The organism is Prolixibacter sp. SD074 (genome assembly GCF_009617895.1).
Taxonomy (GTDB): domain Bacteria; phylum Bacteroidota; class Bacteroidia; order Bacteroidales; family Prolixibacteraceae; genus Prolixibacter.
Genome location: NZ_BLAW01000001.1, coordinates 3,766,644 through 3,791,029, shown reverse-complemented (window position 1 = coordinate 3,791,029; position 24,386 = coordinate 3,766,644). Strand labels below are relative to the sequence as shown.

Annotated in this window: 22 protein-coding genes and 1 riboswitch; of the genes, 13 read left to right on the top strand and 9 right to left on the bottom strand. The window is 44.3% G+C overall.

Annotated elements, in window-relative coordinates; genetic code table 11:
• Positions 1 to 18: 18 nt before the first annotated feature.
• The 12 genes from GJU82_RS16280 to GJU82_RS16225 all read left to right on the top strand — a co-directional run bounded on the left by GJU82_RS16280 (position 19) and on the right by GJU82_RS16225 (position 14,636).
• The gene (locus GJU82_RS16280) at positions 19 to 933 is read left to right on the top strand and encodes a DMT family transporter (protein ID WP_194831086.1); all 915 of its coding nucleotides are present in this window, start codon (positions 19 to 21) and stop codon (positions 931 to 933) included.
• A complete protein-coding gene (locus tag GJU82_RS16275) occupies positions 920 to 1,072 on the top strand; it encodes a hypothetical protein (RefSeq protein WP_153633119.1) in 153 nt (50 codons plus the stop codon). Before GJU82_RS16280 ends, GJU82_RS16275 begins: the two co-directional genes overlap by 14 nt.
• Positions 1,073 to 1,163: 91 nt before the next feature.
• A complete protein-coding gene (porQ, locus tag GJU82_RS16270) occupies positions 1,164 to 2,192 on the top strand; it encodes a type IX secretion system protein PorQ (RefSeq protein WP_153633118.1) in 1,029 nt (342 codons plus the stop codon).
• Positions 2,193 to 2,259: 67 nt separating this feature from the next.
• Positions 2,260 to 2,967 carry a (d)CMP kinase gene (gene cmk, locus GJU82_RS16265; RefSeq protein ID WP_153633117.1) on the top strand — a complete coding sequence of 236 codons (708 nt, stop codon included), beginning with the start codon at positions 2,260 to 2,262 and terminating at the stop codon, positions 2,965 to 2,967.
• Entirely contained in the window at positions 2,957 to 3,811 is an 855-nt protein-coding gene (locus GJU82_RS16260) for a 4-hydroxy-3-methylbut-2-enyl diphosphate reductase (RefSeq protein ID WP_153633116.1), read from the top strand. The genes cmk and GJU82_RS16260 overlap by 11 nt, the downstream gene beginning before the upstream one ends.
• An 88-nt stretch (positions 3,812 to 3,899) precedes the next feature.
• Entirely contained in the window at positions 3,900 to 4,925 is a 1,026-nt protein-coding gene (gene pfkA, locus GJU82_RS16255; RefSeq protein ID WP_255474001.1) for a 6-phosphofructokinase, read from the top strand.
• Positions 4,926 to 5,028: 103 nt separating this feature from the next.
• A complete protein-coding gene (gene priA / locus GJU82_RS16250) occupies positions 5,029 to 7,521 on the top strand; it encodes a primosomal protein N' (protein ID WP_153633115.1) in 2,493 nt (830 codons plus the stop codon).
• Positions 7,522 to 7,790: 269 nt separating this feature from the next.
• Positions 7,791 to 8,591, top strand: coding sequence for a ParA family protein (locus GJU82_RS16245; RefSeq protein ID WP_153633114.1), 801 nt, complete (start codon positions 7,791 to 7,793; stop codon positions 8,589 to 8,591).
• A gap of 33 nt (positions 8,592 to 8,624) precedes the next feature.
• Entirely contained in the window at positions 8,625 to 9,500 is an 876-nt protein-coding gene (locus GJU82_RS16240) for a ParB/RepB/Spo0J family partition protein (protein WP_153633113.1), read from the top strand.
• A 28-nt stretch (positions 9,501 to 9,528) separates the two neighbouring features.
• Positions 9,529 to 10,164: a DUF5683 domain-containing protein gene (locus GJU82_RS16235; protein ID WP_153633112.1), complete on the top strand. Its 636-nt coding sequence runs from the start codon at positions 9,529 to 9,531 to the stop codon at positions 10,162 to 10,164.
• Between the two features lie 8 nt (positions 10,165 to 10,172).
• Positions 10,173 to 11,807: a lytic transglycosylase domain-containing protein gene (locus GJU82_RS16230; RefSeq protein WP_153633111.1), complete on the top strand. Its 1,635-nt coding sequence runs from the start codon at positions 10,173 to 10,175 to the stop codon at positions 11,805 to 11,807.
• A gap of 297 nt (positions 11,808 to 12,104) precedes the next feature.
• Positions 12,105 to 12,200, top strand: a riboswitch (TPP riboswitch).
• 33 nt (positions 12,201 to 12,233) lie between these two features.
• Entirely contained in the window at positions 12,234 to 14,636 is a 2,403-nt protein-coding gene (locus tag GJU82_RS16225; protein ID WP_153633110.1) for a TonB-dependent receptor, read from the top strand.
• 55 nt (positions 14,637 to 14,691) lie between these two features.
• Here the strand turns inward: GJU82_RS16225 and GJU82_RS16220 are convergent, their stop codons facing one another.
• The 4 genes from GJU82_RS16220 to GJU82_RS16205 form a co-directional block, all read right to left on the bottom strand.
• Positions 14,692 to 15,219, bottom strand: a complete 528-nt coding sequence (locus tag GJU82_RS16220; RefSeq protein ID WP_153633109.1) for a hypothetical protein — start codon at positions 15,217 to 15,219, stop codon at positions 14,692 to 14,694.
• A gap of 265 nt (positions 15,220 to 15,484) precedes the next feature.
• Positions 15,485 to 15,688 (bottom strand): exodeoxyribonuclease VII small subunit, encoded by a 204-nt coding sequence (xseB, locus tag GJU82_RS16215; protein WP_153633108.1) that lies wholly within the window; start codon positions 15,686 to 15,688, stop codon positions 15,485 to 15,487.
• Positions 15,685 to 17,160: an exodeoxyribonuclease VII large subunit gene (gene xseA, locus GJU82_RS16210; RefSeq protein WP_153633107.1), complete on the bottom strand. Its 1,476-nt coding sequence runs from the start codon at positions 17,158 to 17,160 to the stop codon at positions 15,685 to 15,687. Before xseA ends, xseB begins: the two co-directional genes overlap by 4 nt.
• A gap of 8 nt (positions 17,161 to 17,168) precedes the next feature.
• Positions 17,169 to 18,815, bottom strand: coding sequence for a S8 family serine peptidase (locus GJU82_RS16205; protein WP_153633106.1), 1,647 nt, complete (start codon positions 18,813 to 18,815; stop codon positions 17,169 to 17,171).
• Positions 18,816 to 18,961: 146 nt separating this feature from the next.
• Here GJU82_RS16205 and GJU82_RS16200 point away from each other — a divergent pair, with 146 nt between their 5' ends.
• Complete coding sequence (locus GJU82_RS16200; protein ID WP_194831085.1) at positions 18,962 to 20,032, top strand: DUF3810 domain-containing protein; 1,071 nt, start codon at positions 18,962 to 18,964, stop codon at positions 20,030 to 20,032.
• Here GJU82_RS16200 and GJU82_RS16195 read toward each other — a convergent pair.
• The 5 genes from GJU82_RS16195 to nqrC all read right to left on the bottom strand — a co-directional run bounded on the left by GJU82_RS16195 (position 20,029) and on the right by nqrC (position 24,378).
• On the bottom strand, positions 20,029 to 20,826 hold the full coding sequence (locus GJU82_RS16195; RefSeq protein ID WP_194831084.1) for a toxin-antitoxin system YwqK family antitoxin: 798 nt from the start codon (positions 20,824 to 20,826) through the stop codon (positions 20,029 to 20,031). The two genes, GJU82_RS16200 and GJU82_RS16195, sit on opposite strands and share 4 nt — an antisense overlap.
• 247 nt (positions 20,827 to 21,073) lie before the next feature.
• Positions 21,074 to 22,333, bottom strand: coding sequence for an NADH:ubiquinone reductase (Na(+)-transporting) subunit F (gene nqrF / locus GJU82_RS16190; protein WP_153633103.1), 1,260 nt, complete (start codon positions 22,331 to 22,333; stop codon positions 21,074 to 21,076).
• Positions 22,334 to 22,376: 43 nt separating this feature from the next.
• Positions 22,377 to 22,994 (bottom strand): NADH:ubiquinone reductase (Na(+)-transporting) subunit E, encoded by a 618-nt coding sequence (gene nqrE / locus GJU82_RS16185; protein ID WP_153633102.1) that lies wholly within the window; start codon positions 22,992 to 22,994, stop codon positions 22,377 to 22,379.
• 27 nt (positions 22,995 to 23,021) lie between these two features.
• Positions 23,022 to 23,672 (bottom strand): NADH:ubiquinone reductase (Na(+)-transporting) subunit D, encoded by a 651-nt coding sequence (locus GJU82_RS16180; protein WP_153633101.1) that lies wholly within the window; start codon positions 23,670 to 23,672, stop codon positions 23,022 to 23,024.
• A 1-nt stretch (position 23,673) separates the two neighbouring features.
• Positions 23,674 to 24,378: an NADH:ubiquinone reductase (Na(+)-transporting) subunit C gene (gene nqrC, locus GJU82_RS16175; protein WP_153633100.1), complete on the bottom strand. Its 705-nt coding sequence runs from the start codon at positions 24,376 to 24,378 to the stop codon at positions 23,674 to 23,676.
• Positions 24,379 to 24,386 lie beyond the last annotated feature (8 nt).

Below are 24,386 nucleotides of genomic sequence, written 5' to 3'. Positions count from 1 at the left end.
GTTCAAAATGCAAAAACTGTGAAAAACAAGATAGTTGTCTATCTGGCCGTTACTATGGCAATGGCTTTCTGGGCCATTTCCTTTGTGTGGGTAAAAATTGTTTACCAGGCATATGGCCCGCTGACCACCGTATTTTTCAGATTGGTAATTGCCACTGTGCTTTTGTTTGCCTATACCAAACTAACAGGCAGGTTAATGAAACCTGAACGGAAAGACTGGAAAGCATTTATCCTGCTCGCCTTTTTCGAACCCTTCCTCTATTTCATGGGCGAAAGTTTTAGCCTGAAATATGCTGCCAGTACCGTTGCAGCTGTCATTGTAGCGACCATTCCCCTGTTTTCACCACTGGCTGCATTCCGTTTTCACGGAGAAAAAATATCGGTCCGCGCCTTTTTCGGAATCATCCTTTCCTTTGCCGGGGTAACCGTGGTTGTTCTCGACACTTCCGAAAATCTATCGGCTTCAATATTGGGAATTGCACTGGAGTTTGTTGCTGTGGCGGCCACCATCGGCTATACTGTTGTTCTGAAAGGACTGACAAAAAAATATAACACGACCAGCATTGTAACGTACCAAAGCTTTATTGGTATTTTCTACTTTCTGCCTTTTTGGTTGACATTCGAAATGAAGAGTTTCATACATACGCCGGCCAATGTCGATTCGCTTATCGCGATACTGAAACTTGCTATTTTTGCTTCGGGTTTTGCTTTCCTGTTTTTCACCTACAGTGTGGGAAAATTAGGAATCAACAAAGCCAATATTTTTATGAATAGCATTCCGGTATTTACGGCAATTTTTGCCTGGCTGATTCTGGGAGAAACACTCTCGCTCCAAAAAATGACCGGAATTTCGATTGTGATTGCCGGCTTATTCCTGGCACAAATGAAGATCAGAAAAAAAGCGTATAAGAATATTCAGGATGAAGTACATTGAAGTAAACGCGAAGAGTGCCCGGAAACTGTCCCGGCGCAATGAGGTGCAGACCCGCAAGTTTTTCGCCCAGATGAGAAAAAAGAAACCCAAACAGCTCGATAGTGTCGTAGCTCGTTTGCACGACGAGGCATTCCAGTAATTCGACTGCCTCAAAAAACATATCTTAGCATAATCATTGTGGTTTCCCGGAAGGGAACGACTGCTAACAGACACGAATAATTCAGGCTTACGTGAAAACCAGACTACTAATTGTATTATTACTTCTTGCATCCCGGATGGCACATGGCCAGGTAGGCGGTGAAGGAACATATCGTTTTCTGGACTTGACAACATCTGCCCGATCTGCGGCTCTTGGGGGCTATCAGGTAGCATTGGACGATAATGATTTAGACCTGGTTTTTCATAATCCGGCATTGTTGCGAGACACGATGCGCAATCAACTTGTCCTGAATTATGTGGATTATTTTTCGGACATCAAGTTCGGTTATGCATCCTATGCCTGGCACCTCAACAAAATCGGGACAGTAGCTACCGGCATCCATTTCATCGACTACGGAAAATTCATCGAAGCCCGCGAAGACGGCGCCATTACCGGAACCTTCCGGGCAGCCGAGTACGCTTTGAACATTTACTGGGCAAAACAGATAACGCCCCGCTTGCGCGGAGGAATCAACATCAAACCTATTTATTCGGTTCTCGAAACGTATCATTCATTTGGATTAGCGGTGGATGCCGGGCTTATCCTTTCCGGACGGGATAATCAATCCACCATTGCATTGGTGGCCAAAAATATCGGCACACAAATCACAACGTATTACCAGGATGGGAATTACGAAAAACTCCCATTCGACTTGCAGTTTGGATTTTCAAAACGACTGGAACATGCACCGTTCCGGCTCATGGTTACGGCGCATCATCTTACCAACTGGAATTTAACCTACAATGAAACGACTTCAGGAACGACAACCTCGCCATTAACGGGTACAACTTCCGAGAGTGGTATTTCCAAAGTGATGCGGCACCTCATCTTTGGTGCAGAATTGCTGCCCAGTAAAAATTTCACGATTCGCCTTGGCTACAACCACCAACGGAGAAAAGAACTGTCGGTCGAGTCTCGCCCGGGAATGGTTGGCTTTTCTGCCGGATTTGGCGTTCGCGTTTCTAAATTTAACCTGGGCTACGGACTTGCCTCGTATCACATTGCCGGTGCGTCACATCATTTCTCCATCAGTACCAACCTTTCCCAATTCCTCCCTTGATTCAGCAGATATTCCATTCCGTTTCTTCATCAAGAAACTTATCTTTGCCCTGCAAACCGAGAACAACATGCCTGAAAATAAGAAAATAGTCATCGCTGTCGATGGCCACTCCTCCTGCGGTAAAAGCACGCTGGCCAAAGCGCTGGCATCACGATTGAATTATGCTTACATCGATACAGGTGCCATGTACCGTGCTGTTACCCTTTACGGCCTTCGCAACAATTTAATTGCCAACGGCAAAGTAGATGAAGCCGAACTAACAGCACAACTCCATCAGATTAAAATTACTTTTCGATATAATAAAGTTACCGGGGAAAGCGAAACTTACCTCAACGGCGAAAACGTAGAAGAAGAAATCAGACAGTTGCCGGTTTCCCGGAATGTCAGCCCGGTTGCTACCATTAGCGAAGTGCGAAAACATTTAGTGGCCCTGCAACAGGGAATGGGCATGGAGAAAGGGATCGTCATGGATGGCCGTGACATCGGAACAGTGGTTTTCCCTGATGCCGAACTGAAGATTTACATGACGGCATCACCGGAAGTGAGGGCCCAACGCCGTTACCACGAGCTAAAAGCCAAAGGCGAAGACATTTCATTTGGAGAGATAAAAGCCAATGTAATTGAGCGCGACTACATTGATGAGAACCGGGAAGAGAGTCCACTCAGAAAAGCGGACGATGCTATAGTTCTAGACAACAGCTATGTTACACCAGATGAACAACTGGACTGGGCATATGAGAAAGTAATGGAAAGATTGAACCGCAATGGAAATTGAGATTGACAGCAAATCGGGATTTTGCTTTGGCGTGGTGAACGCGGTTCAGAAAGCAGAAAAAACACTGGAAACCCAGGAAAGTCTGTATTGCCTTGGAGATATCGTTCACAATAATGCAGAAGTGGAACGCCTTTCCCGGAAGGGCTTAATTACCATTGATCACGGCCAGTTTTTTCAGTTAAAAGACTGTACTGTGCTGCTTCGCGCCCACGGTGAACCACCTTCCACTTATGAACATGCCCGTAAAAACAACATCACCCTGTTAGACGCCACCTGCCCCGTCGTATTGAAACTACAGGACAGAGTCAGAAAAGGCCAGACTGAACAGGAAGCACGTAGCGGACAAGTAGTCATTTACGGACGGAAAGGACATGCTGAAGTAAATGGTTTGGTAGGCCAAACGAATAATAAAGCAGTTGTCATCGAATCCGCCGATGATTTAGACAGCATTGACTTCAATCGCCCGGTAGAGCTTTTCTCCCAAACCACGAAAGACATGGATGGCTTTTACAAACTGGCTGAAGAGATTAAACAGCGGGGTACCGACGTCATCATTCACGATACGCTTTGTCGGCAGGTTTCCAACCGTGTTCCCGGTATCAGGGAATTTGCCCGCCGTTTTGATTTAATCCTGTTTGTCAGCGGACGAAAAAGCTCTAACGGAAAAATGTTGTACAGAATCAGCAAGGAAACCAATCCAAATTCAAAATTCATTTCGTCTCCGGAAGAACTGGAAGCGGAATGGTTTCAAAATATCGAAAAAGTTGGTATCTGCGGAGCCACTTCCACCCCCTGGCATTTGATGGAAGATGTGGCTGAGAGGGCCAGGACACTCACGAAATAGTGATTTTATTTATAATAAATTAAACATAGGGTGTTGGTGTGAAGTCGTCATAAACGTTACTTTTGGCTCAAATTCAAATTTCTACAAAATGAAGGAGAATATTCTCAGCATGCCTGCCCCCGATATGTACAACGACTGTCGCATTAAAAAAATAGCCGTTTTAACATCGGGCGGTGACGCTCCCGGAATGAATGCCGCCATTCGTGCGGTAACCCGAAGCGCCATTTATTTTGGCCGCGAAATAGTCGGAATTTACTATGGCTATAAGGGAATGATCAACAAGAATTTTCAGACCATGAAATCCGGTGATGTGAGCAACATCATTCAGTTGGGCGGTACTATTTTAAAATCGGCCCGGAGTAAGGAGTTCATGACCAAAGAAGGACGCGAAAAGGCTTATCAAAACCTGAAGGAAGAAAACATCGATGCCCTGGTGGCTATCGGTGGTGACGGAACCTTTACTGGCGCCCGTATCTTCGCCCAGGAATTCAATTTCCCCATCATCGGTGTACCCGGAACCATCGACAACGACCTGTTCGGAACTGATTTCACCATCGGTTACGATACGGCACTTAACACCATCGTTCAGGCAGTCGATAAAATTCGTGATACGGCAACTGCTCACGAACGTCTTTTCTTCATCGAAGTAATGGGCCGCGATGCCGGTTTCCTGGCCTTGAATGGTGGAATTGCCGCCGGTTCAGAGGCTGTTCTGATTCCCGAGTTTGATACTGACATTGGAACGCTGGAAACCTACATCGAAACAGGATACCATAAAAATAAAAAGTCATCCATCGTTTTAGTGGCTGAAGGCGATAAAGCTGGCGGTGCTTTTAGTATCGCTTCAAAAATTGAAAGGAAATATCCGCAATACGATGTTCGTGTAACCGTTTTAGGCCACGTACAGCGCGGTGGTTCGCCAACCGCTTCCGATCGTATCCTGGCCAGCCGGCTGGGCGTTGCTGCAATTGAAGCGCTTCTCGACGATCAGAAAAGTGTGATGGTGGGTATTGAATTCGATGAAATTGTTCATGTACCTTTCAATAAAGCCATCAAAAACGAAAAATCGATCAACCAACACCTGCTAAGAGTACTGCGAATGCTCTCTATTTAATTTTGTCACATCTGAAAATATATACACATCAGCCGGAGTTTTCTCCGGCTTTTTTGTTCTTTAGGGAAATCAATTAGTTTTGCTTCAAACTGTTTTTGCATCAATGGTACACCACCCTCAACACTTTGTCGATGTTATCCTCCCACTTCCGTTACCGGGGAAATTTACCTATTCGGTTCCGGAAGGGATGAATGGTAAGCTACAGCCGGGGGTGCGCGTCATTGTTCAGTTTGGAAAGAAAAAGTTCTATTCCGCATTGGTTCACCGAATCCACAACGAAGAACCATCGGGCTATGAGATCAAATCCATTGAAACAGTGCTGGACAAACAACCAGTCATTCATCCGGAATTGTTCGAATTTTGGGAATGGATTGCCTCTTACTATCACTGTTCGTTGGGCGAAGTAATGAAAGCAGCTCTTCCGTCCGGATTAAAACTGGAAAGTGAAACAAGGGTTATTTTCAATCCGGAATTTGAGGAAGATAAAAACAACTTGTCTTCCCGGGAGCGTCTTATTTTAACCTTCCTCCGTAACCGGAAAATATCGTCAGTTTCGGACCTGAACCGTACTGACCAAAAAGGCAATGCTTATTCGGTCATCAAGTCACTATTAAACCGTGGCGCTATCTCAGTAGAAGAGTCGCTACGTTCCAGCTACAAACCCAGGACAGAGACCTATATTCGACTGGCAGAAGAGTATTCCGGCAAAAGCCGGTTGACAGAACTGGTTGATGATTTGTCCCGTGCGCCCAAACAGCAGGAATTGCTGATGCGGTTCCTGGAATACACCCGGTTCGGAAATGAAGAGGCTATTCGGGAATACAGCAAAAAAAATCTGCTGGCAAAAGTAGGAACAACTACCGCTACGCTGAATACACTTATAAAAAAGGGAGTATTTGAACTTACTGAAAGACGGATCGACCGCCTCAGCCAATACGCCGGAAACATCCGGGAAGGATTTGAATTAAGCCAGGCACAAGAAAAGGCATACGCCGAAATTGAGCAAAACCTGGAGGAGAAACAGGTTACGTTACTGCATGGAGTGACTTCCAGCGGAAAGACAGAGATATACATCCGACTAATCGAAAAATACATACGGGAGAACAAACAGGTTTTATACCTCCTCCCCGAAATTGCGCTGACGACTCAAATTGTACAGCGGCTGAAACAGGTTTTTGGCGATAAAGCCGGAATTTACCACAGCCGTTTCAACGATGCCGAACGGGTGGAAATCTGGAACAAAGTGCTCAATTTCGATCCGGAATCCGACGAGAACCAATACCAGGTTATTATCGGTGCCCGTTCTTCCGTCTTTCTTCCATACCGGTCCCCCGGATTAATCATTGTGGATGAGGAGCACGAAAATTCCTATAAGCAGTTCGATCCGGCCCCGCGTTACCATGCTCGGGATGCGGCTATCGTCTTAAGCCATCTGACAGGTGCCCGTGTTTTATTGGGTACTGCCACACCCGCTATCGAATCGTACTTCAATGCCCTTTCGGGAAAATATGGATTGGTAGAACTGTCGGAACGTTTTCAGCAAATTGAATTGCCAAAAATTCTTACGGCCGATCTCAGGGATGCCTACAAGCGAAAGCAGATGCGGGGACACTTTACTCCATTGCTTTTCGAAGAGATTGAAAAAGCCCTGGAAGCAAATGAGCAGGTTATTTTGTTCCAGAATCGTCGTGGTTTTGCTCCGTTCATCGAATGTAAAACATGTGGCTGGGTTCCCAAATGCAAACATTGCGATGTTAGCCTGACCTACCACAAACACAACAATTCGCTGGTTTGTCATTATTGTGGGTATACCATTCATCACCCAACCAATTGCCAGGCCTGCGGTAGCAATGAAATTAACACCAAAGGGTTCGGGACCGAAAAGATTGAAGACGAAGTCTCCCTTATTTTCCCGGAAGCCCGGGTCACCCGCATGGATTTAGATACAACCCGGGCACGAAAATCATTTGAGAAGATTATTCACGATTATGATTCAGGGAAAATCGATATCCTGATTGGCACACAAATGGTTACCAAAGGACTCGATTTTCAGAACGTTAGTGTAGTCGGAATTCTAAATGCCGACAACCTGCTCAATTACCCTGATTTCAGAGCTTACGAACGCAGTTACCAACTAATGGCGCAAGTGAGCGGTCGTGCAGGCCGGAAATATCGTCAGGGAAAAGTAATTATTCAGACATCTGAACCAGACCATCACATCATTCAGCAAGTTATCGAAAATGATTATCAAGGAATGTATAAAGGACAGCTGGCCGAGCGAAAGCATTTCAAATATCCCCCTTACTACCGTTTGATCGGCCTGGCGCTGAAACATCGCGACAAGCGCGAAGTGGAACGAATTGCCAATCAACTGGCGACCAGGCTGAAACGTTCTTTCCGTAGTCGTGTCTTGGGACCGGAGGATCCGGTAATTAACCGAATACAAAACTGGTATATCAAACAATTCTGGCTAAAAATTGAACGTGAAATTTCCATCGTCAGTGCCAAGAAAAAACTGCAGGAAATCCTGGAGGAAGTCAAAACCCAACCGGGAAATTCCGGAGTCCAAATCAACACCGATGTAGATCCGATGTAGGCCTTCCTTTTAAAAGTTAGGATAATGAATATCACATCAACGGCACTGATGTTCCACACAGAAAATTTATCAACGTTCCACGCGCAAAATTGAATTGTTTATTCGCTGTATAACTGAATATTATCAAGACCACCATTCCCCTCCTCTCAAAAAATTGTTAATAAAGAGGGCGTTATTAACAATCAACCACCGGCAATTCCGTTCTTCATTTATCTGTTTACATGTAAATTTTTAAATTTGACGAACATTCTTAATCCAAAACAAACGTAATGGGAAAGATTATTGCATTAGCGAACCAAAAGGGGGGCGTGGGTAAAACAACTACGGCTATCAACCTTGCGGCAAGCCTTGCTGTACTGGAGCAGAAGGTACTGATTATCGATGCCGACCCCCAGGCAAACGCGACATCTGGTGTAGGATTCGACGTTCGCAACGTAACCACAAGCATTTACGAATGTATTGTGGACGACGTCGATCCGCACAAGACAATTCTGAAGACAGAAACAGAAAATCTTGAACTTCTTCCGTCACACATCGATTTGGTTGGAGCAGAAATTGAGATGCTTAACCGACCAAACAGAGAGATGGTGATGAAACATGTTTTGGAGAAAGTCCGCGATGATTACGATTTTATTTTGATTGACTGTTCTCCTTCTCTCGGATTGATTACGGTGAACGCATTAACAGCTGCCGATTCAGTAATCATCCCGGTTCAGTGTGAGTACTTTGCGCTGGAAGGATTGGGGAAACTGCTCAATACCATTAAAATCATTCAAAACCGGTTAAATCAACAACTCGAAATTGAAGGATTCCTTCTTACAATGTACGATGCCCGTCTCAATCTGTCGAACCAGGTTTATGAAGAGGTAAAACGGCATTTTCAGGATATGGTTTTCGAAACCATTATTGCACGGAACATTAAGTTGTCGGAAGCTCCTAGTTATGGTGTGCCGGCGATTTCATACGACGCCAGTTCGAAAGGTGCTGTCAGCTACCTGAACCTGGCCCGTGAATTATTGCAAAACAACGAAATCACAAAACTCAACAGTAAACAAGCTGTCGAACAATAAAATCAACACTAATCATTATTTAATTTCTGAATTATGGCCAAACGAAATGCTCTGGGAAGAGGACTGGGTGCTTTGATTGATGATGCCGACCAGGTAAAGGAAGTAATCTCAGTATCGAATGAAGTTGAATTATCAAAAATTCAGGCGAATCCGTTTCAGCCCAGGACTAATTTTGACCAGGACGCACTCGAAGAACTGGCAAGTTCTATTCGCGAAATTGGAATTATTCAGCCATTAACACTTCGGAAATTAAACGATGACCAGTACCAAATCATCGCCGGAGAACGGAGATTCAGGGCAGCGAAGCTTGCTGGTTTGGACAAGGTTCCTGCCTTTGTCCGGGAAGCCGGTGATGAAGAGATGCTGGAGTTGGCTTTGGTCGAAAACATTCAGCGTGAAGACCTTGATGCAATTGAGGTAGCCCTCAGTTATCAGCGACTTATTGAAGAGTGCCAGCTTACACAGGAAAGTCTGAGCGGGCGTGTTGGGAAAAAGCGTTCCACTGTATCAAATTATCTGCGCTTGTTGCGTCTGCCCGCTCTTATCCAAAAAGGTATTCGTGAGCAGGAAATCAGCATGGGACATGCCCGTGCTTTAGTAAACATTGCCGAACCGGAAACGCAGGTAATGATTTTCAAGCAAATCGTTAAGTATGATTTTTCGGTACGCAAAGTGGAAGAAATCGTTCGGAAAATCAATTCAGACGACGGTGAAGGAAACGCTAAACCCAAGAAAGTGCAAAGTTTCCCTGAAGAATATGGTGAATTGAAAACACACCTGGAAAAATACTTCAATACCAGTGTCGATTTTAAAATAAATGACAAAGGAAAAGGCAAAATTGTTATCCCTTTTTCCGATCCAAAGGAATTAGAGCGGATCATTGGCATTTTTGACAGACTGAATTCCTAAATTTGTGTCGGAAAAAAGAATCGACATTTTGAAAAAATTTTTATCGGGGCTACTTATTATTATATGCCTGTTAGGGGGTAGTTTAGCAAGCCAGGCACAGGTGCGGAAAACGGTGAATGACAGCGTAAAGATATCGGAGAGCCTTTACAAGAAAAAACATTCACCGAAAAAAGCATCCATCTATTCAGCCCTGTTTCCAGGTCTTGGGCAGATATATAATGGCAAATACTGGAAACTTCCGATTATTTACGGAGGTTTCGCAGGTTTGATATACGGTTTCAGTTGGAACAATAATCTGTACAACGACTATTTCGATGCCTACCGTACTATATCACAGTATAGTAGTCCAAGCCAATTGTCAGATAAAGACAAGGCATACCTTGATAAATTCATCAATAATCCCTCTATCGATCTGACCAACCCTACTCATTTTACTTATGTAACCAAGCAGCTGCAAAGCGGCAAAGATTTTTATCGGAGAAACAGGGATTTAACAATTATTGGTATGTTTGCACTGCATGTGTTGAATATCATTGATGCAAGCGTTGACGCTAACTTTTTTGATTATGACATCAGTGATGATTTAAGTATGAGGGTAGAACCTCTACCTATGAACTTCTATGGCAGGCAAACAGTTGGCGTAAAGGTCAACATCAAATTTTAGAGAATGATATGATGGGAAAGTGGAAAAAAATTACCTTACTCGTGGCGTTTGCGGGATTGCTCCCGGCAACATTGATTGCTAAGGACGATTCCAAAACCAGCCGCGATTACGATTTAAAGAAGGCAAAATTTATTGCTGTTACCAAACTCGACACGGTCGATAATGGTTACGACAAAACCTATACCCTTCCGGACGAAGATTTAAGTGAGCTGGAAGCCCAAAAACTCGATTCGATGGTCAATACCTGGTATGTCCAGAATGCCTTCGAATTCGATAGTCTCAGCTATAATACCCTACCTGATTCACTGAGAAAAGCACTTCCGGACTCTGTTTACATTAACCGGCTTCAGAATATTGATTCGTACATTGATCTCTCTTTCAACAATACAGTCAAGAATTTCATCACTCTTTATACCATTAAACGGCGCGACCAGGTCCAGGTCATGTTGGGGCTGGCTAATTATTACTTCCCGATGTTCGAGCAAATCCTCGACAAGTATAATTTGCCGCTTGAGCTGAAATATATGGCCATCATCGAGTCGGCATTAAACCCAAAAGCCTTCTCCCGCGCCGGAGCTTGCGGTTTGTGGCAGTTTATGTATGGAACAGGTAAAATGTATGGACTGGAGATCAATTCATATGTTGACGAACGTCGCGACCCGGTTAATTCGACCGAAGCGGCAGCCAAGTTCCTGCAGGATCTGTACAATATTTATGGCGACTGGCATTTGGTGATTGCAGCGTATAACTGTGGCCCCGGAAATGTAAATAAAGCAATTCGCCGTTCGGGTGGAGCACGGGATTACTGGAAAATTTATTATCATCTTCCACGCGAAACCCGTGGTTATGTGCCTGCATTTATTGCCGCTGCATATGTCATGAATTATGCAAAAGAGCATCATTTGGCTCCCACCGGGCCTTCATTCGATATTGTCACCGACACCATTCAGGTTCACAATTACCTTGCTTTTGAGCAGGTTTCTACTGTACTGAATATTCCGGTAGACGAGCTTCGCGATTTAAACCCACAATATCGCAGGGATATTATTCCGGCAAAACCGGATAAGCCTTACACGCTGAAGATTCCGGCCAATAAAATTTCTGATTTTATCGACAAAGAATCGTTTGTTTTCGCGTATAACCGCGATAAGTTTTTCCCCAACAACAAAATCGTTGTTCCCAGCAGGCATTATTCATATTTCACCCCAGGTGACGTCGCAGGCAAAGACAAAGTTTACTACACCGTAAAAAGAGGCGATAATGTGGGATTTATTGCTGAATGGTTCCATGTAAGAGCGTCCGAGCTCAGGTATTGGAATAACATTCGCCGCAACCTGATTCGCGTTGGACAAAAATTGGTTATTTACGTACCAAAAGGTAAAGGAGCGCATTACAAACAGTACAACTCCATGACCCTTGCGCAAAAACAGTCAGGTAAAGTTCCTCAAAACAACACCGTTTCTTCAACGGTAGATGTAAACGGACCATATACCATTTACACGGTACGCAGAGGCGACAATCTCTGGACGATTGCACGGAAATTTCCCGGGATTTCCAATTTCGATATCATGAAAATGAATAACATCAGTAATGCCAAGAGCCTACGTCCCGGACAGAAACTGAAAATTCCAAGTAACGCATAAGGGAAACGTGACATAAAAGAAAAAAGGGCTGGCAAAAAACCAGCCCTTTTTTCTTTTTTACTTCAATTTTGCACCGGAGCAATTTTGGAGCGCTCAAACTCCGGCTAAGTAAAAAGGAATATGCGCAATATTCCTAATTCAGGTATGAAGTATCCATCCCTTATCGGTATTTACGATTTATTTACGTACCCCTATTGCGTTGATTTTATGGAATCCCCGACTTTTGTTATGACGCAACCTATTAGTTCCCGTTTCGTATTCATACAGATTCTAAATATTTCAATACCTTTGTATTGCTTTCAAACAATGGGGTGCCTTAAATTTCAGGCTGAGAACATACCCTTTGAACCTGTCCGGGTAATTCCGGAAAGGGAACATGTGTACTCTACTCCCATTGGTTTTTATTCATCTAAAAACCGATTTAAAATGAAAAAATTTCTTTTTTTATGGATGCTGCTGCTGGTTTTCTTTTCAGCGAATGCACAGAACACACTGAATGGACGTGTGGAAAATGAAAAGGGCCAACCGCTCATTGGGGCCAATGTTGTTATTGAGAACACATTTGCCGGGATGCCGACAGACCAAAACGGAAAATTCCGTTTTGACGGATTAAAACCGGGGAATTATGAGCTTCAGGTTTCCTACCTGGGCTACCAACCAGTTTCCAGTAAAATTACATTCCCGGAAAAAGATTTAGTCACCATTACCATGAAGCCTTCGGCTGTGCTGGCCGATGAGGTTATCGTTTCGGCAACGCGGGCAGGCAACAAAACGCCGATCGCCTATTCTGATGTAACGAAAAAAAGCATTGAAGAGCAGAACATGGGACAGGATATTCCCTATTTGCTGAGCATGACACCTTCGTTGGTGACAACATCCGACGCCGGGACTGGAATTGGCTATACCGGTTTCCGGATACGGGGAACCGATGCCAATCGTATCAACGTAACGGTGAATGGAATTCCGGTAAACGATGCCGAATCGCATGGAGTGTACTGGGTAGATTTGCCCGACCTGGCTTCGTCACTCCAAAATGTGCAGGTTCAGCGTGGTGTGGGGACATCAACCAATGGCGCCGGAGCTTTTGGTGCAACCATCAACATGCAAACCAACAACCTAAATAAAGATGCTTACGCAGAAGTCAATTCTTCTGCCGGTTCTTTCAACACCTTCAAAAACACAGTATCGGCCGGAACCGGTTTGTTAAATGGTAAATTCTCGTTCGATGCCCGGCTTTCTAAGATCACTTCTGACGGCTATATCGACCGGGGATGGTCTGATTTAAAATCATATTATGTCTCAGGTGGGTATTACACCGCCAACTCAATCCTGAAGGCCAACATCTTCTCAGGTGTAGAAAAAACATACCAGGCATGGTATGGAATACCATCGGATATACTGGCTACAAACCGCAGATATAATCCGGCCGGCGAGTATACCGACTCCCGGGGGAAGGTGCATTACTACAATAACGAAACCGACAATTACTGGCAGGATAATTATCAATTGCTCTACTCTCATCGTTTTAACGAGTATCTTAACCTGAACGCCGCACTGCACTATACATACGGCCGTGGCTATTACGAAGAATACAAGCCGGATCAAAGCTTTTCGGATTACCTGATGACGCCTCCGGCCAGCGGTGGCACCCAGGTACAATCCACTGATTTAGTTCGCCGGAAGTGGTTGGACAATGACTTTTACGGAACCACCTTTTCACTAAATTACGACAAGGCCAAAAACAACTGGACATTGGGTGGTGCATGGAACCAATACGATGGCCGACACTTCGGTAAAGTAATCTGGGCTCAATATTACGGCGAAAATCCAATTAACCACCAATGGTACTATTCCACGGGACTTAAGACGGATTATAACGTATATGGCAAGTTGAACCATCAATTCTCGTCAAAACTGAATGCCTATATTGATATGCAGTACCGGCATATCAGCTATAAAATTGATGGCAATGACGATAATCTGCGCAACTTAACCCAAAATCACTACTTCGATTTCTTTAATCCGAAAATAGGGCTATATTTCACGCCCAACGACCGGAATAAAATGTATGTTTCCTTTGCTGAGGCGCATCGTGAACCCAACCGTGACAACTATAAAGACGCTAATCCAAACGGGCCCTTACCTACTTCGGAAACGCTGAACGATTATGAGGCGGGTTATAATTTTCGGTCGACGGACTTCGCTTTTGGTGTCAATCTCTACTTCATGGATTATGTGAATCAGCTTATCCTGACAGGGGAAATCAACGATGTTGGTTCTGCGATCATGACCAATAGCCCCGACAGTTACCGCGCGGGAATCGAGTTAACGGCAGGTTGGAAAATTGGCAAAACACTGCGATGGGATGCCAATGCAACCTTTAGTAGAAATAAGATTAAAAATTTCACCGAATATGTTGACGATTGGGATAACTGGGGGCAGCAGGTTTCCAATTACCTTGGAAACACGGATATTGCCTTTTCACCAGATGTGGTAGCAGGAAGTAAATTAAGCTGGAAACCAGCTGACGCATTTTCTGTTAACCTGTCTGCTCATTACGTTGGAAAACAATACATCGACAATACTTCGTCGGGCCAACGAAAACTGAATGCCTACTTTTTCAGTAACCTGAAAGCCGATTTTCACATACCCACCAATCTATTCAAGGAATTAACCCTTTCTGTTATGGTAAACAACATCTTTAATGCCATGTACGAAAGCAATGCGTGGGTTTACTCCTATTACGAAAATGGTGTGAGGAAAAAGATGGATGGATATTATCCGCAGGCGGGTATCAATTACCTGGCCGGGATTCGAGCCAGATTTTAAAACAGAGTTGAAAAAATACATAAGAAAACCCGCTTGATGCGGGTTTTCTTAATCTTTAAACTTGATTGGCATCGCCAATAATGGCCTGGATACCTTCGTTTGTCAATACAAACTCTTTATCTTCCTTAATGCAGAAACCTTTCTTCACATTCTTGTTCAGACAGTCGCTGGCATTTGAAAGCTTTGGAATTCCGGCAGCCTTCAATTTCTTTGAAATCATCGGTGTTGAGAATTTCTGAGCTCCCTGTGAGTGCAGATAAACTGCGGTAGCCAAAAATTTCCGTACCTGATTGTTATCAGCTTTTTTCTCTTTAAGGTAATCCAACAACGGATCACCCGATACAGGTTTTTTCACCTTAACTTCCCGTGGTTTACGACCACGGCGTGTTACCGGACGGGCTTCTTCGGTTGATACTTCTGCAACTTCTTCCCCTGCTGAAGTTGTTGCTACCTCGCTCCCTAAACTTAACAGAGCAGGAGCACGGTCAAGAACCAGTCCTAACTGTACTTCTACCCATTCCTTTTCGCCCTCGCACGAGAAACGAAATGAACCTAACGATAATTCAATTTTTGAGTCGGCCATTTTTTAGAATTTTAAATATGCTGCTATCAGAAATGTGAAGTATTTGGAATACTATCGAGCCAAAATTACAACACTTATAGCTATGTTGCAAGCATTTTATTTTCAATATTCATTTATAATAGCATTTATAACATATTTTAAAGCATGCCGGTTCAATCAAATACAAGATTGTAGGTAAACAACAAATGCGCAATGCAATATTTTCGCTAGTTTTGATTTTACGCTCAATAGCCTCGAAAAGCTTCTATTCCCAATAACCCAGACATTAATTATCATCCATTTGATCGAGGATATTCTCAACTTCCTCTTCCGTTTGGTGTAACCGGTCTTTGCATACTTTAATCAGATAGGATACTCTTTTCACTTTGTCAGAAAGTTGATCCACATCAAGTTCTTCACTTTCCATCTGCTCCAGTATCTCTTCTATTTCATTAACCGCTTCTTTGTATGAAATTTTCTTCTTTGTCATGACTTATTTTTTTTGATTCCTTCTTTTCTCCCTAACACAGTACTCGTGAACGTACCTTCAGACAGCATCGTCCGAACTTCATCGCCTTCCTGTAGCTGGGCAATTTCTTTTAATGCTTTTCCATTATGATAAGTAACTGAATAACCCCGCTTCAGAATCTTTAGCGGATTCAACAGCTCATTTCTTTTTTCGGCAAGTAATAATTGGTTTCGCTCTGTGGAAAAGCAACTTTTCGATTGTCTTTTAAGCTTTTCCAACAATGCATCCATCCGTAACTTTCCTTCTTCGAGCTGTTGAACCGAAGCCCGACTAATAAAATGACGATATCCATCAAGCTTGTACCGCTTGTCATGAATTAGTCGCCCGGACAATTCCCTTATCTCGTCCTTCTTCCGGGATAACCGGTATTTATTGTTTCGCAATATCTCAATGACCGAACTTTCCATCTGCCATACATATCGGCCCAACTTCTTTTGCCGGTTAAAAAGCAGTTGCTGAACGACCGGTTTCAAGGTTTTAACCGCATTATCGAGTCGTTGTCGCGATTCCGTCATAATTTCTTCCACCGAATTGACAAACTCCTGCTGCAGTTCATCGAGGTGTACTTCGAACTGCATGACACCGGCCACCAGGAATTCGGCTACGGCCGTCGGCGTCTTCATTCGCGTATGCGCCACCATGTCGCTGATGGTATCATCTTTTTCGTGCCCTATACCGGTTATCACCGGAAGAGGAAACTGTGTAATATGAAAGGCCAGTTCATAGTCATCGAAACAGCTTAGGTCGAGCTGAGAACCTCCACCGCGAATGATTACTACCACATCGAAGAAATCTTCGTACAGGTAAATATGTTCCAGCGCTGCAATAATTGATTCACTGGCTTGATTTCCCTGCATCAGCGCCGGAAAAAGATGCGTATAAAACCGGTAACCGTAAGCGTTGTTATTTAGTTGATTTTGAAAATCCTGATAACCAGCTGCCGTAGATGAAGAAATAACCGCAACTTTTTGTGGAACCATGGGTAATTCCAGGTCCTTATTCATTTCGAATATGCCCTCTCCTTTCAACCGGTTGATTATCTCAAGCCTTTTTCGCGCCATATCACCCAATGTGTAAGTTGGGTCGATATCGCGGATATTCAGGCTAAAACCATATAACGGATGAAACTCAACTGAAGCATTCACCAACACCTTCATCCCCTCAGAAAGAGCCCGCCCGGCAGTCGTCTCGAAAAATGGCCGAAGCATTCGAAAAGTGTACGACCAAATGGTCCCACGCGCCTGTGCCCGGATTTCATCTGAATCTTCATCCTTTTCCACCAGTACCAGGTAACAATGCCCGCTTCGGTTTACCTTCATCTCGGATATTTCGGCAATTACCCAGACAGTAGTTGGAAAAGCCTCCTGGAGAACACCCTTAATTCGGTTATTTAATTCGGATAGTCGTAGTTTATTTTCCAATGATGAAGCCATATATGGTGTTACCGTTTAATGAGTTTATGGTTTTCTGTTAGTCCATTGGCAATTATCTGCAGAAAGTATAAACCTGACGGCAATACTCCAAGATTATTTACCAATTTGACTCTGCCTGACAAACGTTCTTCCTTTAAAATTGTTCCCGTGCTGCTAATCAATATGCAGGTAGCTGAAGCATCATCCAATAATCCTTTTCCCTGGTATTCAAGTCGAATTTTTTCATCAAACGGATTAGGCGATACGTTCCATTGCTTTTCCGAATCTCCATCGACCTGTGTCTTCTGTAAAAGTAATGATGCCTTCCCGAAATCGGGAATTCCATATCCCAGGTAATTATCTGGAGAAGTATACTGACTGGCACTTTGGATAATTGCATCAACTATTTCCGCAGGACTTTTATCAGGATATTCCTGCCACAGGCACGCCGTCAATCCGGCGACCAGGGGAGAAGAAAAAGAAGTTCCGCTCGAAACGCCAATTGCGTCCGGATATTTTTGAAGCCAGGTGTCCCATCCACAAGCTGCCACTTCCGGTTTGATGCGGCCGTCGGCAGAAGGACCGATAGAGCTGAACCTCGCCCTCTCACCTGCCGCATTTACAGCAGCCATACTTAAAATCCCTTTGGCATCGGCCGGGGCAATGATGTACCGCCACGCACTTTCTCCTTCATTACCGGCGCTAACGCAGACAATCATTCCTTTTTGTTCCGCCGTTTCCACCGCTTGCGTAATCATCAGCGTTTTTCCATCAAGCTCATCATAATTGAGATTTTCAGCAGGATCGTCAAAATAAAAGTAACCCAGCGAAGCATTAATGACATCGGCGCCAACGCTATCAGCCAGCTCCAAACCCGCAATAAAGTTATCCATCTCAACCGGATATTCGGAATTTTCATCTTCCGTCCGGATGAGAAAATAGGATGCATCATTGGCCGTACCAACTAATTTACCAGGAGTATTTGCCCCCATCAGTGACAACACATTCATACCGTGCTGATATTCCTCAAAAACATTGGATTCGGGATTCACAAAATCACGTGTTCCCAACATCCTGTTCTGCAGAAAAAGCGAATCGAACACGGCCAATTGATTGGCTGCCCTGAACCCGGCATCAAGAATCGCTATCAACATGCCTTGTCCCTTAAAACCATTCTCATGCAATATTTTCCCATTCAACTGAGCAATTTGCCCACTCGAATAACCATAGCTGTCATCAGGTTCAGTTTGAATACTTTTTGTTGAAGGTGTTTTAATCTCAGCCCACTTTTTTATAACATTTTTCAGCATATTTTCCGGCCTGGTTAGTTTTATCGAACGAACAAAATTCCACCTCGAAACTCCGGCAGTATCTCCGGGAGAAACAACAGCAACTGTCGCAAAATTAAACCACCCCGAGGTATACAGTACTTTAAATCCATGCGTCTTCAAACTATCGAGATATACACCGGAAACGGGCAAATCTTTTTCATCAACCGGAATGTGGTACCGTTCACGACGACGCAGGGCGCGCTGGGATAAAAATGTTTCCGGATGAGCTAAATCGTATTGGGTCCCTGCCTTGTCGGTAAACTCAACCCGGTAACGGGCGCCATCACTTTGCGCATGGGCAAGTAAGGGAATGCAAAACAATATCCATAACCAGGTTAGTTTCATCCGGAAGCTTTTCAGTAAAATTAATTTTTCCGGCGATGAAAGAGAACTTTCGTTGCATTCTTATTCTAAACAGGCAGTAAATCATCTGCCTTCGATCAGATTTACCAATGCTCATTTTTATATTTTTGAAAAAAAAAGTATTGAGAATGGGTTACTGGCGAAAAGTGCGCGGATTTCTGTTTTCTACCCGTTATTTACCGTTTTGGGTGGCAGCTGTTGTTTTCCTGATAACACGGTTGGCTATTCGCTTTCCGCAACGGACCGATGAGTGGTATTCACATGGGGCTTATCCTGTTATTGCGACGATACTCTCATTTTTCAGCCAGTTTATACCATTTTCACTGTGGGATGTTTTCTGGACCGGGTTTGTGTTCGCTGCCATTATTGTTATTCTGTTGCTGATAATCCGGAAAATCAGGTTCACTCCCACATTATTGAAAACCTTACAATTTTTGGCAATTCTTTACAGTTACTTCTATCTGGTTTGGGGATTCAATTACTTTCGCCCGTCCATCGACAATCGTCTTCACTTTACTGAAGCTAAGCTACCCGACAGTCTTTTCGTGGAAACACTCGACAACTTGATTGCGCAAACCAACGCATCATGGATGGAAATGGACAGCATGAAAAAGAAGAATGTTAACAGGGCGGTTGAAGCTTCGTACAAGGCCAATTCTGCATTTTTACAAATAGACTGTCCCAACGGTTACCGACGTCCCAAAACAATGCTTTATTCAGGCCTGTTTGCCAAGTCTGGCGTGAGTGGCTATTTCGGGCCGTTTTTCAACGAAATACAAATCAACGGGAAATTGTTGCCTACCGAATATCCATTTGTGCTGGCGCACGAAAAGGCGCATCAATTCGGCATGGCAAGGGAGTCGGAAGCCAATTTTTGTGCCTACGTGGTTTGCAGTACTTCTGAAAACCCGTATTTGCGTTATTCGGCCAATTTTAACCTGATCCAATATTTTCTGGTGGATGCACTTCCACTGAAAAACTACCGTGATTACGTGAAGAAATTAAGGCCCGAGGTGATTGCTGACATCAGGGCGGAACAAAAATACTGGCGGGCCATGCGTAATGAAAAGCTTGACCGTATTCAAACGGCGGCCAACGATGCCTACCTGAAAAGCAATAACATCAAACAGGGGACCTTCAACTACAACCAGGTAGTGGACCTTATTCTTCGCTGGTACGCCCAAAAAGAAAAACGTTAAGGACGGGGCGCCATATAACCGGACGGATCGTTGCGGTATTTTTCCGGATCTTTCAGTACCTCGCGATTTTTCTCCATTTCATTGAACTCTTTCTGCTGAGCTTTATCCAATGCATCGCTGTTCAGCAGAACGCCTTTATCATATTTCAGGGTATATTTTAAACTTCCGCCCTCGTTGTAAAAATCCCAATTGCCGGTACGTAGGTTGTTGATATAATTTCCTTCTATTTCCAGGGTACCATTTTCATAATAGGCCATTGTCAAGCCGTCGCGTTTGCCATCGGCATAATGCATTTTGAACTTGGTTTTGCCATTGGGGTATAATTCCCGCATCACGCCATTCATCCGGCCGGTTTTCCACTCGCTTGTACGTGCCGGGGTTCCGTTCTTAAAGTAGATGGTATCGGTTCCCACATGTAAGCCATCCTGATAATGTTCGCAGGAAACAACGCGACCACTGTCGAAATAGGTCCATCTCCCCGATTTCTTCTTTCCCAGGAAAACACCCCTGGCTGTTCGTTTGCCTTCATCATTATAAATTTCAGCAATAATACTGTCCGAACCGGGCACATAATGCATCTGTGCCTGTAATTGTCCGTTAGGATAATATCGTGTCATTTGTCCCACCGGCCGGCCATCAATAAAGGTCCCTTCGTACTTGATTTTCCCATCGGGGTACCGACCAATCCACTGTCCCTGTTTCATTCCGTGAGAATCAGTATGATTAAACGGATCCTGCGCAAAACAAATGCTCACAACACCAGCGAGCATGACCAACATGACGAATATTTTCACACGCATAATTTTCATATTACCTAGTAACGATTCCCGGTAGGAAAACACAACAACAGAGTTTTGCCCGGGGTGGGTTTTCATGCTTTCCCGGGACGGGAAACCTTCCCGTCAAAGTTTTTTGTCCATCAAACAAAGAGGCTGTCTCAAGCCCCTCTTCAGATAAACCGGCCGACAATTAATGGAAGTTAGCCGGCGCTGAAACGAGATTTTGAAACAGCCTCTTCTGTTTGAATTTCCGAAGTGAAAATTAGCCGAAATCGTCGAACAATACGTTCTCATCCGGAACGCCTAGTTCGTACAGCATTTTGGTCGCTGCTGAGTTCATCATTGGAGGACCGCAGAGATAGTAATCGATCTCTTCCGGTTCTTCGTGTTTACTCAGGTAATTGTCATAAATCACCTGGTGTATGAAACCTACCGGCCCGTCCCAGTTATCTTCGGGCTGCGGCTCCGACAATGCCAGATGGAACTCGAAATTCGGGAAGTTCTTTTCGATATCGCGGAACTGCTCGTAGTAGAAAACTTCTTTCCATGAGCGTGCACCGTACCAAAAGGTCACTTTCTTTTTCTTTTCTTTCACTGTGTGGAACAAGTGGAACAAGTGCGAACGCATCGGCGCCATTCCGGCCCCACCCCCGATAAACATCATCTCGTTATCATTATCCTTCAGGAAGAATTCACCGTAAGGCCCTGAAATCGTTACCTTATCACCCTGCTTCAGCGAGTAGATGTAAGACGAACAGATTCCCGGATTTACTTTCTGGAATCCACCATTTACCCGGTCGAAAGGAGGTGTTGCAATACGGATGTTCAGCATTACAATGTTACCTTCTGCCGGATGGTTGGCCATCGAGTAAGCGCGGTAAGTCGGTTCCGGATTTTTCATCTTCAGATCGAACATACCTAATTTCTCCCAATCGCCCCGGAATTTCTCATCAATGTCAAAATTTTTAAAGTCCACTTCAACTTTCGGAACATCAATCTGTATATAACCACCTGATTTGAAGTCGAGATTTTCGCCTTCGGGCAGTTTTACTACAAATTCCTTGATGAAGGTAGCCACGTTCCTGTTCGAAACAACTGTACACTCCCATTTCTTGATACCCATCACTTCCTGCGGAACGCGCATTTCGATGTCTTCTTTCACTTTCACCTGGCAAGCAAGACGCCAGTTGTTCTGTTGCTCCTTCCGGGTGAAGAATCCGGTTTCAGTCGGAAGAATACTTCCGGCCCCCGAATCAACCTGGCAACGGCACATACCACAAGTACCCCCACCTCCGCACGCCGACGGCAGAAAGATTTTATTATTCCCAAGTGTTGAAAGCAACGAAGAACCGGGTTCCGTTTCAATCGTTTTTTCGCCATCGTTGATGTTTACAACGACAGACCCCGATGGGGTTAACTTCGTTTTCGCATACAGCAAAATACCAACCAGCAGCAGGATGACCAGAAGGAATACCGCAACACTGGTGACAATAACCGCTGTTTGTGATGCCAGAATTATCATGATTTCAATTGATTTTATCATTTCGCTCTTATCCCTTCGCTGATTACAACTTAATACCTATAAAGCCCATAAATGCAATCCCCATCAGACCAGTGATGATGAAGGTGATGCCCAAGCCGCGAAGCGGGGCCGGTACATTGGAGTACTGGATCTTTTCGCGGATAGCCGCAATAGCCACAATCGCCAGGAACCAACCCACGCCGGACCCCAGACCGTAAGACGTTGCCTCGCCGATGTTAACAAACTGACGCTGTTGCATGAAGAGCGATCCTCCCAGAATCGCACAGTTTACCGCAATCAGGGGAAGAAAAATTCCCAGACTAGTGTACAGGGCAGGTGCATATTTTTCAACGACCATCTCAACCAATTGCACCATTGAGGCGATAACCGCGATGAACATGATGAAGCTGAGGAAGTCCAAATCAACGTTGGCAAAGTCCTTGCTCAGCCACGTTAATGCACCTTCTTTTAATACATAGTTTTCAAGCAGGTAATCGACCGGTACGGTGATTCCCAAAACAAATATGACTGCAAGCCCAAGTCCCGTAGCGGTTTTGACCGATTTTGATACCGCCAGAAAGGAACACATTCCCAGGAAGTAGGCAAATACCATGTTGTCCACAAAGATGGATCTGACAAACAGGTTTATATAATTTTCCATATCGCTTGTTCTTTTTTCAGTTTCTGATTAGTCCTCGATCAAATCGCGGTTTTTACTGCGCTGTACCCAGATGATAACGCCTACAGTAACCAAGGCCATTGGAGGCAGAATCATCATACCGTTGTTCGAGTACCATCCTCCGTTGTCGATGTACCAGCTGGCCGGGATTACATGATATCCCCAGATGCTTCCCGAACCGAGCAGCTCCCGAAAGAAAGCAACGATAACCAGGATTAGTCCGTAACCCGCACCATTACCAATACCATCGAGGAAGGCAGGGATTGGCTTGTTCCCAAGGGCAAAAGCTTCCAAACGTCCCATGATGATACAGTTTGTTATAATCAGGCCGACGAACACAGAGAGCTGCTTACTTACATCGTAAACATAGGCTTTCAGCAGCTGGTCGACCAAAATTACCAATGACGCGATCACAACCAACTGAACGATGATTCGGATACGATTAGGAATACCGTTCCGAAGCAGTGAAATCGTAAAATTGGAAAATGCCGTAACCACAATTACAGCCAGCGACATTACCACTGCCGGTTTCAACTGAGCGGTAACTGCCAATGCTGAACAAATACCCAAAACCTGAACGGTAATCGGATTTTTGCTGTTCAGCGGATCAGTTAGCAAGCTCAGGTTCTTTTTAGAGAATAAAGGTTCCTTGTCGCTCATTTTATCTTAATTTTTTAAAGAATTCGGTGTATTTGCTCAAGTCATCCTGAAGCATTTTTTGCAATCCTTTACTGGTAATTGTCCCGCCAGAGATGGCATCAACACTATGCTTGGGATTCGCTTTCCCTTTTTCACTCGCCTTGGCCACGAAGATGGAAACAAATTTACCTTCGGAATTGAAGATGGATTTGCCTGCAAATTGCTTCTGAAATCCTTCGGTCGAAATCTGCGCACCAAGTCCGGGAGTTTCGCCTTCATTATCGAAGGTTGCTCCGTAGATGGTACTCAGGTCGCTATCGAAGGCCAGATATCCCCAAATAGGTCCCCACAAACCGGTTCCCCTTACGGGTATAATGTATTTCTTACCCTGATCGCCCAAATCGGCAACGTAAACAGGCAATTTCTGCTCGTCAACCGGCTTGGCATGCTCCTCTTTCAGGTTAACGGTAAAGGCATCGCCATTTACCTTGTCACCTTTTGTATTAACAATGTACGAGTCGGTAATTGTCTTTTTGTAGACCTGCTCTGCCTTATCCGCGCCGACTACAATATTTAACGACTTGAGTATACTTTGTTGTTTTTCTATCTCCACATTTCTATCCTGCGGTGTTTTCAGTTTCATGGCAGCAAACGACAGAACCGCAGCTACCAGAACAACCATTACCGAGGCATATATGAATGTGTAAGCGTTTCCGTTCTTATCCATTTCTTAAT

Excerpts from the sequence above, each read along its gene's own strand:
- GJU82_RS16275 (WP_153633119.1), top strand. The coding sequence starts at position 920 with ATGAAGTACATTGAAGTAAACGCGAAGAGTGCCCGGAAACTGTCCCGG.
- cmk (WP_153633117.1), top strand. The coding sequence starts at position 2,260 with ATGCCTGAAAATAAGAAAATAGTCATCGCTGTCGATGGCCACTCCTCC.
- GJU82_RS16260 (WP_153633116.1), top strand. The coding sequence starts at position 2,957 with ATGGAAATTGAGATTGACAGCAAATCGGGATTTTGCTTTGGCGTGGTG.
- pfkA (WP_255474001.1), top strand. The coding sequence starts at position 3,900 with ATGAAGGAGAATATTCTCAGCATGCCTGCCCCCGATATGTACAACGAC.
- priA (WP_153633115.1), top strand. The coding sequence starts at position 5,029 with ATGGTACACCACCCTCAACACTTTGTCGATGTTATCCTCCCACTTCCG.
- GJU82_RS16245 (WP_153633114.1), top strand. The coding sequence starts at position 7,791 with ATGGGAAAGATTATTGCATTAGCGAACCAAAAGGGGGGCGTGGGTAAA.
- GJU82_RS16240 (WP_153633113.1), top strand. The coding sequence starts at position 8,625 with ATGGCCAAACGAAATGCTCTGGGAAGAGGACTGGGTGCTTTGATTGAT.
- GJU82_RS16230 (WP_153633111.1), top strand. The coding sequence starts at position 10,173 with ATGATGGGAAAGTGGAAAAAAATTACCTTACTCGTGGCGTTTGCGGGA.
- GJU82_RS16225 (WP_153633110.1), top strand. The coding sequence starts at position 12,234 with ATGAAAAAATTTCTTTTTTTATGGATGCTGCTGCTGGTTTTCTTTTCA.
- GJU82_RS16220 (WP_153633109.1), bottom strand. The coding sequence starts at position 15,219 with ATGGCCGACTCAAAAATTGAATTATCGTTAGGTTCATTTCGTTTCTCG.
- xseB (WP_153633108.1), bottom strand. The coding sequence starts at position 15,688 with ATGACAAAGAAGAAAATTTCATACAAAGAAGCGGTTAATGAAATAGAA.
- xseA (WP_153633107.1), bottom strand. The coding sequence starts at position 17,160 with ATGGCTTCATCATTGGAAAATAAACTACGACTATCCGAATTAAATAAC.
- GJU82_RS16205 (WP_153633106.1), bottom strand. The coding sequence starts at position 18,815 with ATGAAACTAACCTGGTTATGGATATTGTTTTGCATTCCCTTACTTGCC.
- GJU82_RS16200 (WP_194831085.1), top strand. The coding sequence starts at position 18,962 with ATGGGTTACTGGCGAAAAGTGCGCGGATTTCTGTTTTCTACCCGTTAT.
- nqrF (WP_153633103.1), bottom strand. The coding sequence starts at position 22,333 with ATGATAATTCTGGCATCACAAACAGCGGTTATTGTCACCAGTGTTGCG.
- nqrE (WP_153633102.1), bottom strand. The coding sequence starts at position 22,994 with ATGGAAAATTATATAAACCTGTTTGTCAGATCCATCTTTGTGGACAAC.
- GJU82_RS16180 (WP_153633101.1), bottom strand. The coding sequence starts at position 23,672 with ATGAGCGACAAGGAACCTTTATTCTCTAAAAAGAACCTGAGCTTGCTA.
- nqrC (WP_153633100.1), bottom strand. The coding sequence starts at position 24,378 with ATGGATAAGAACGGAAACGCTTACACATTCATATATGCCTCGGTAATG.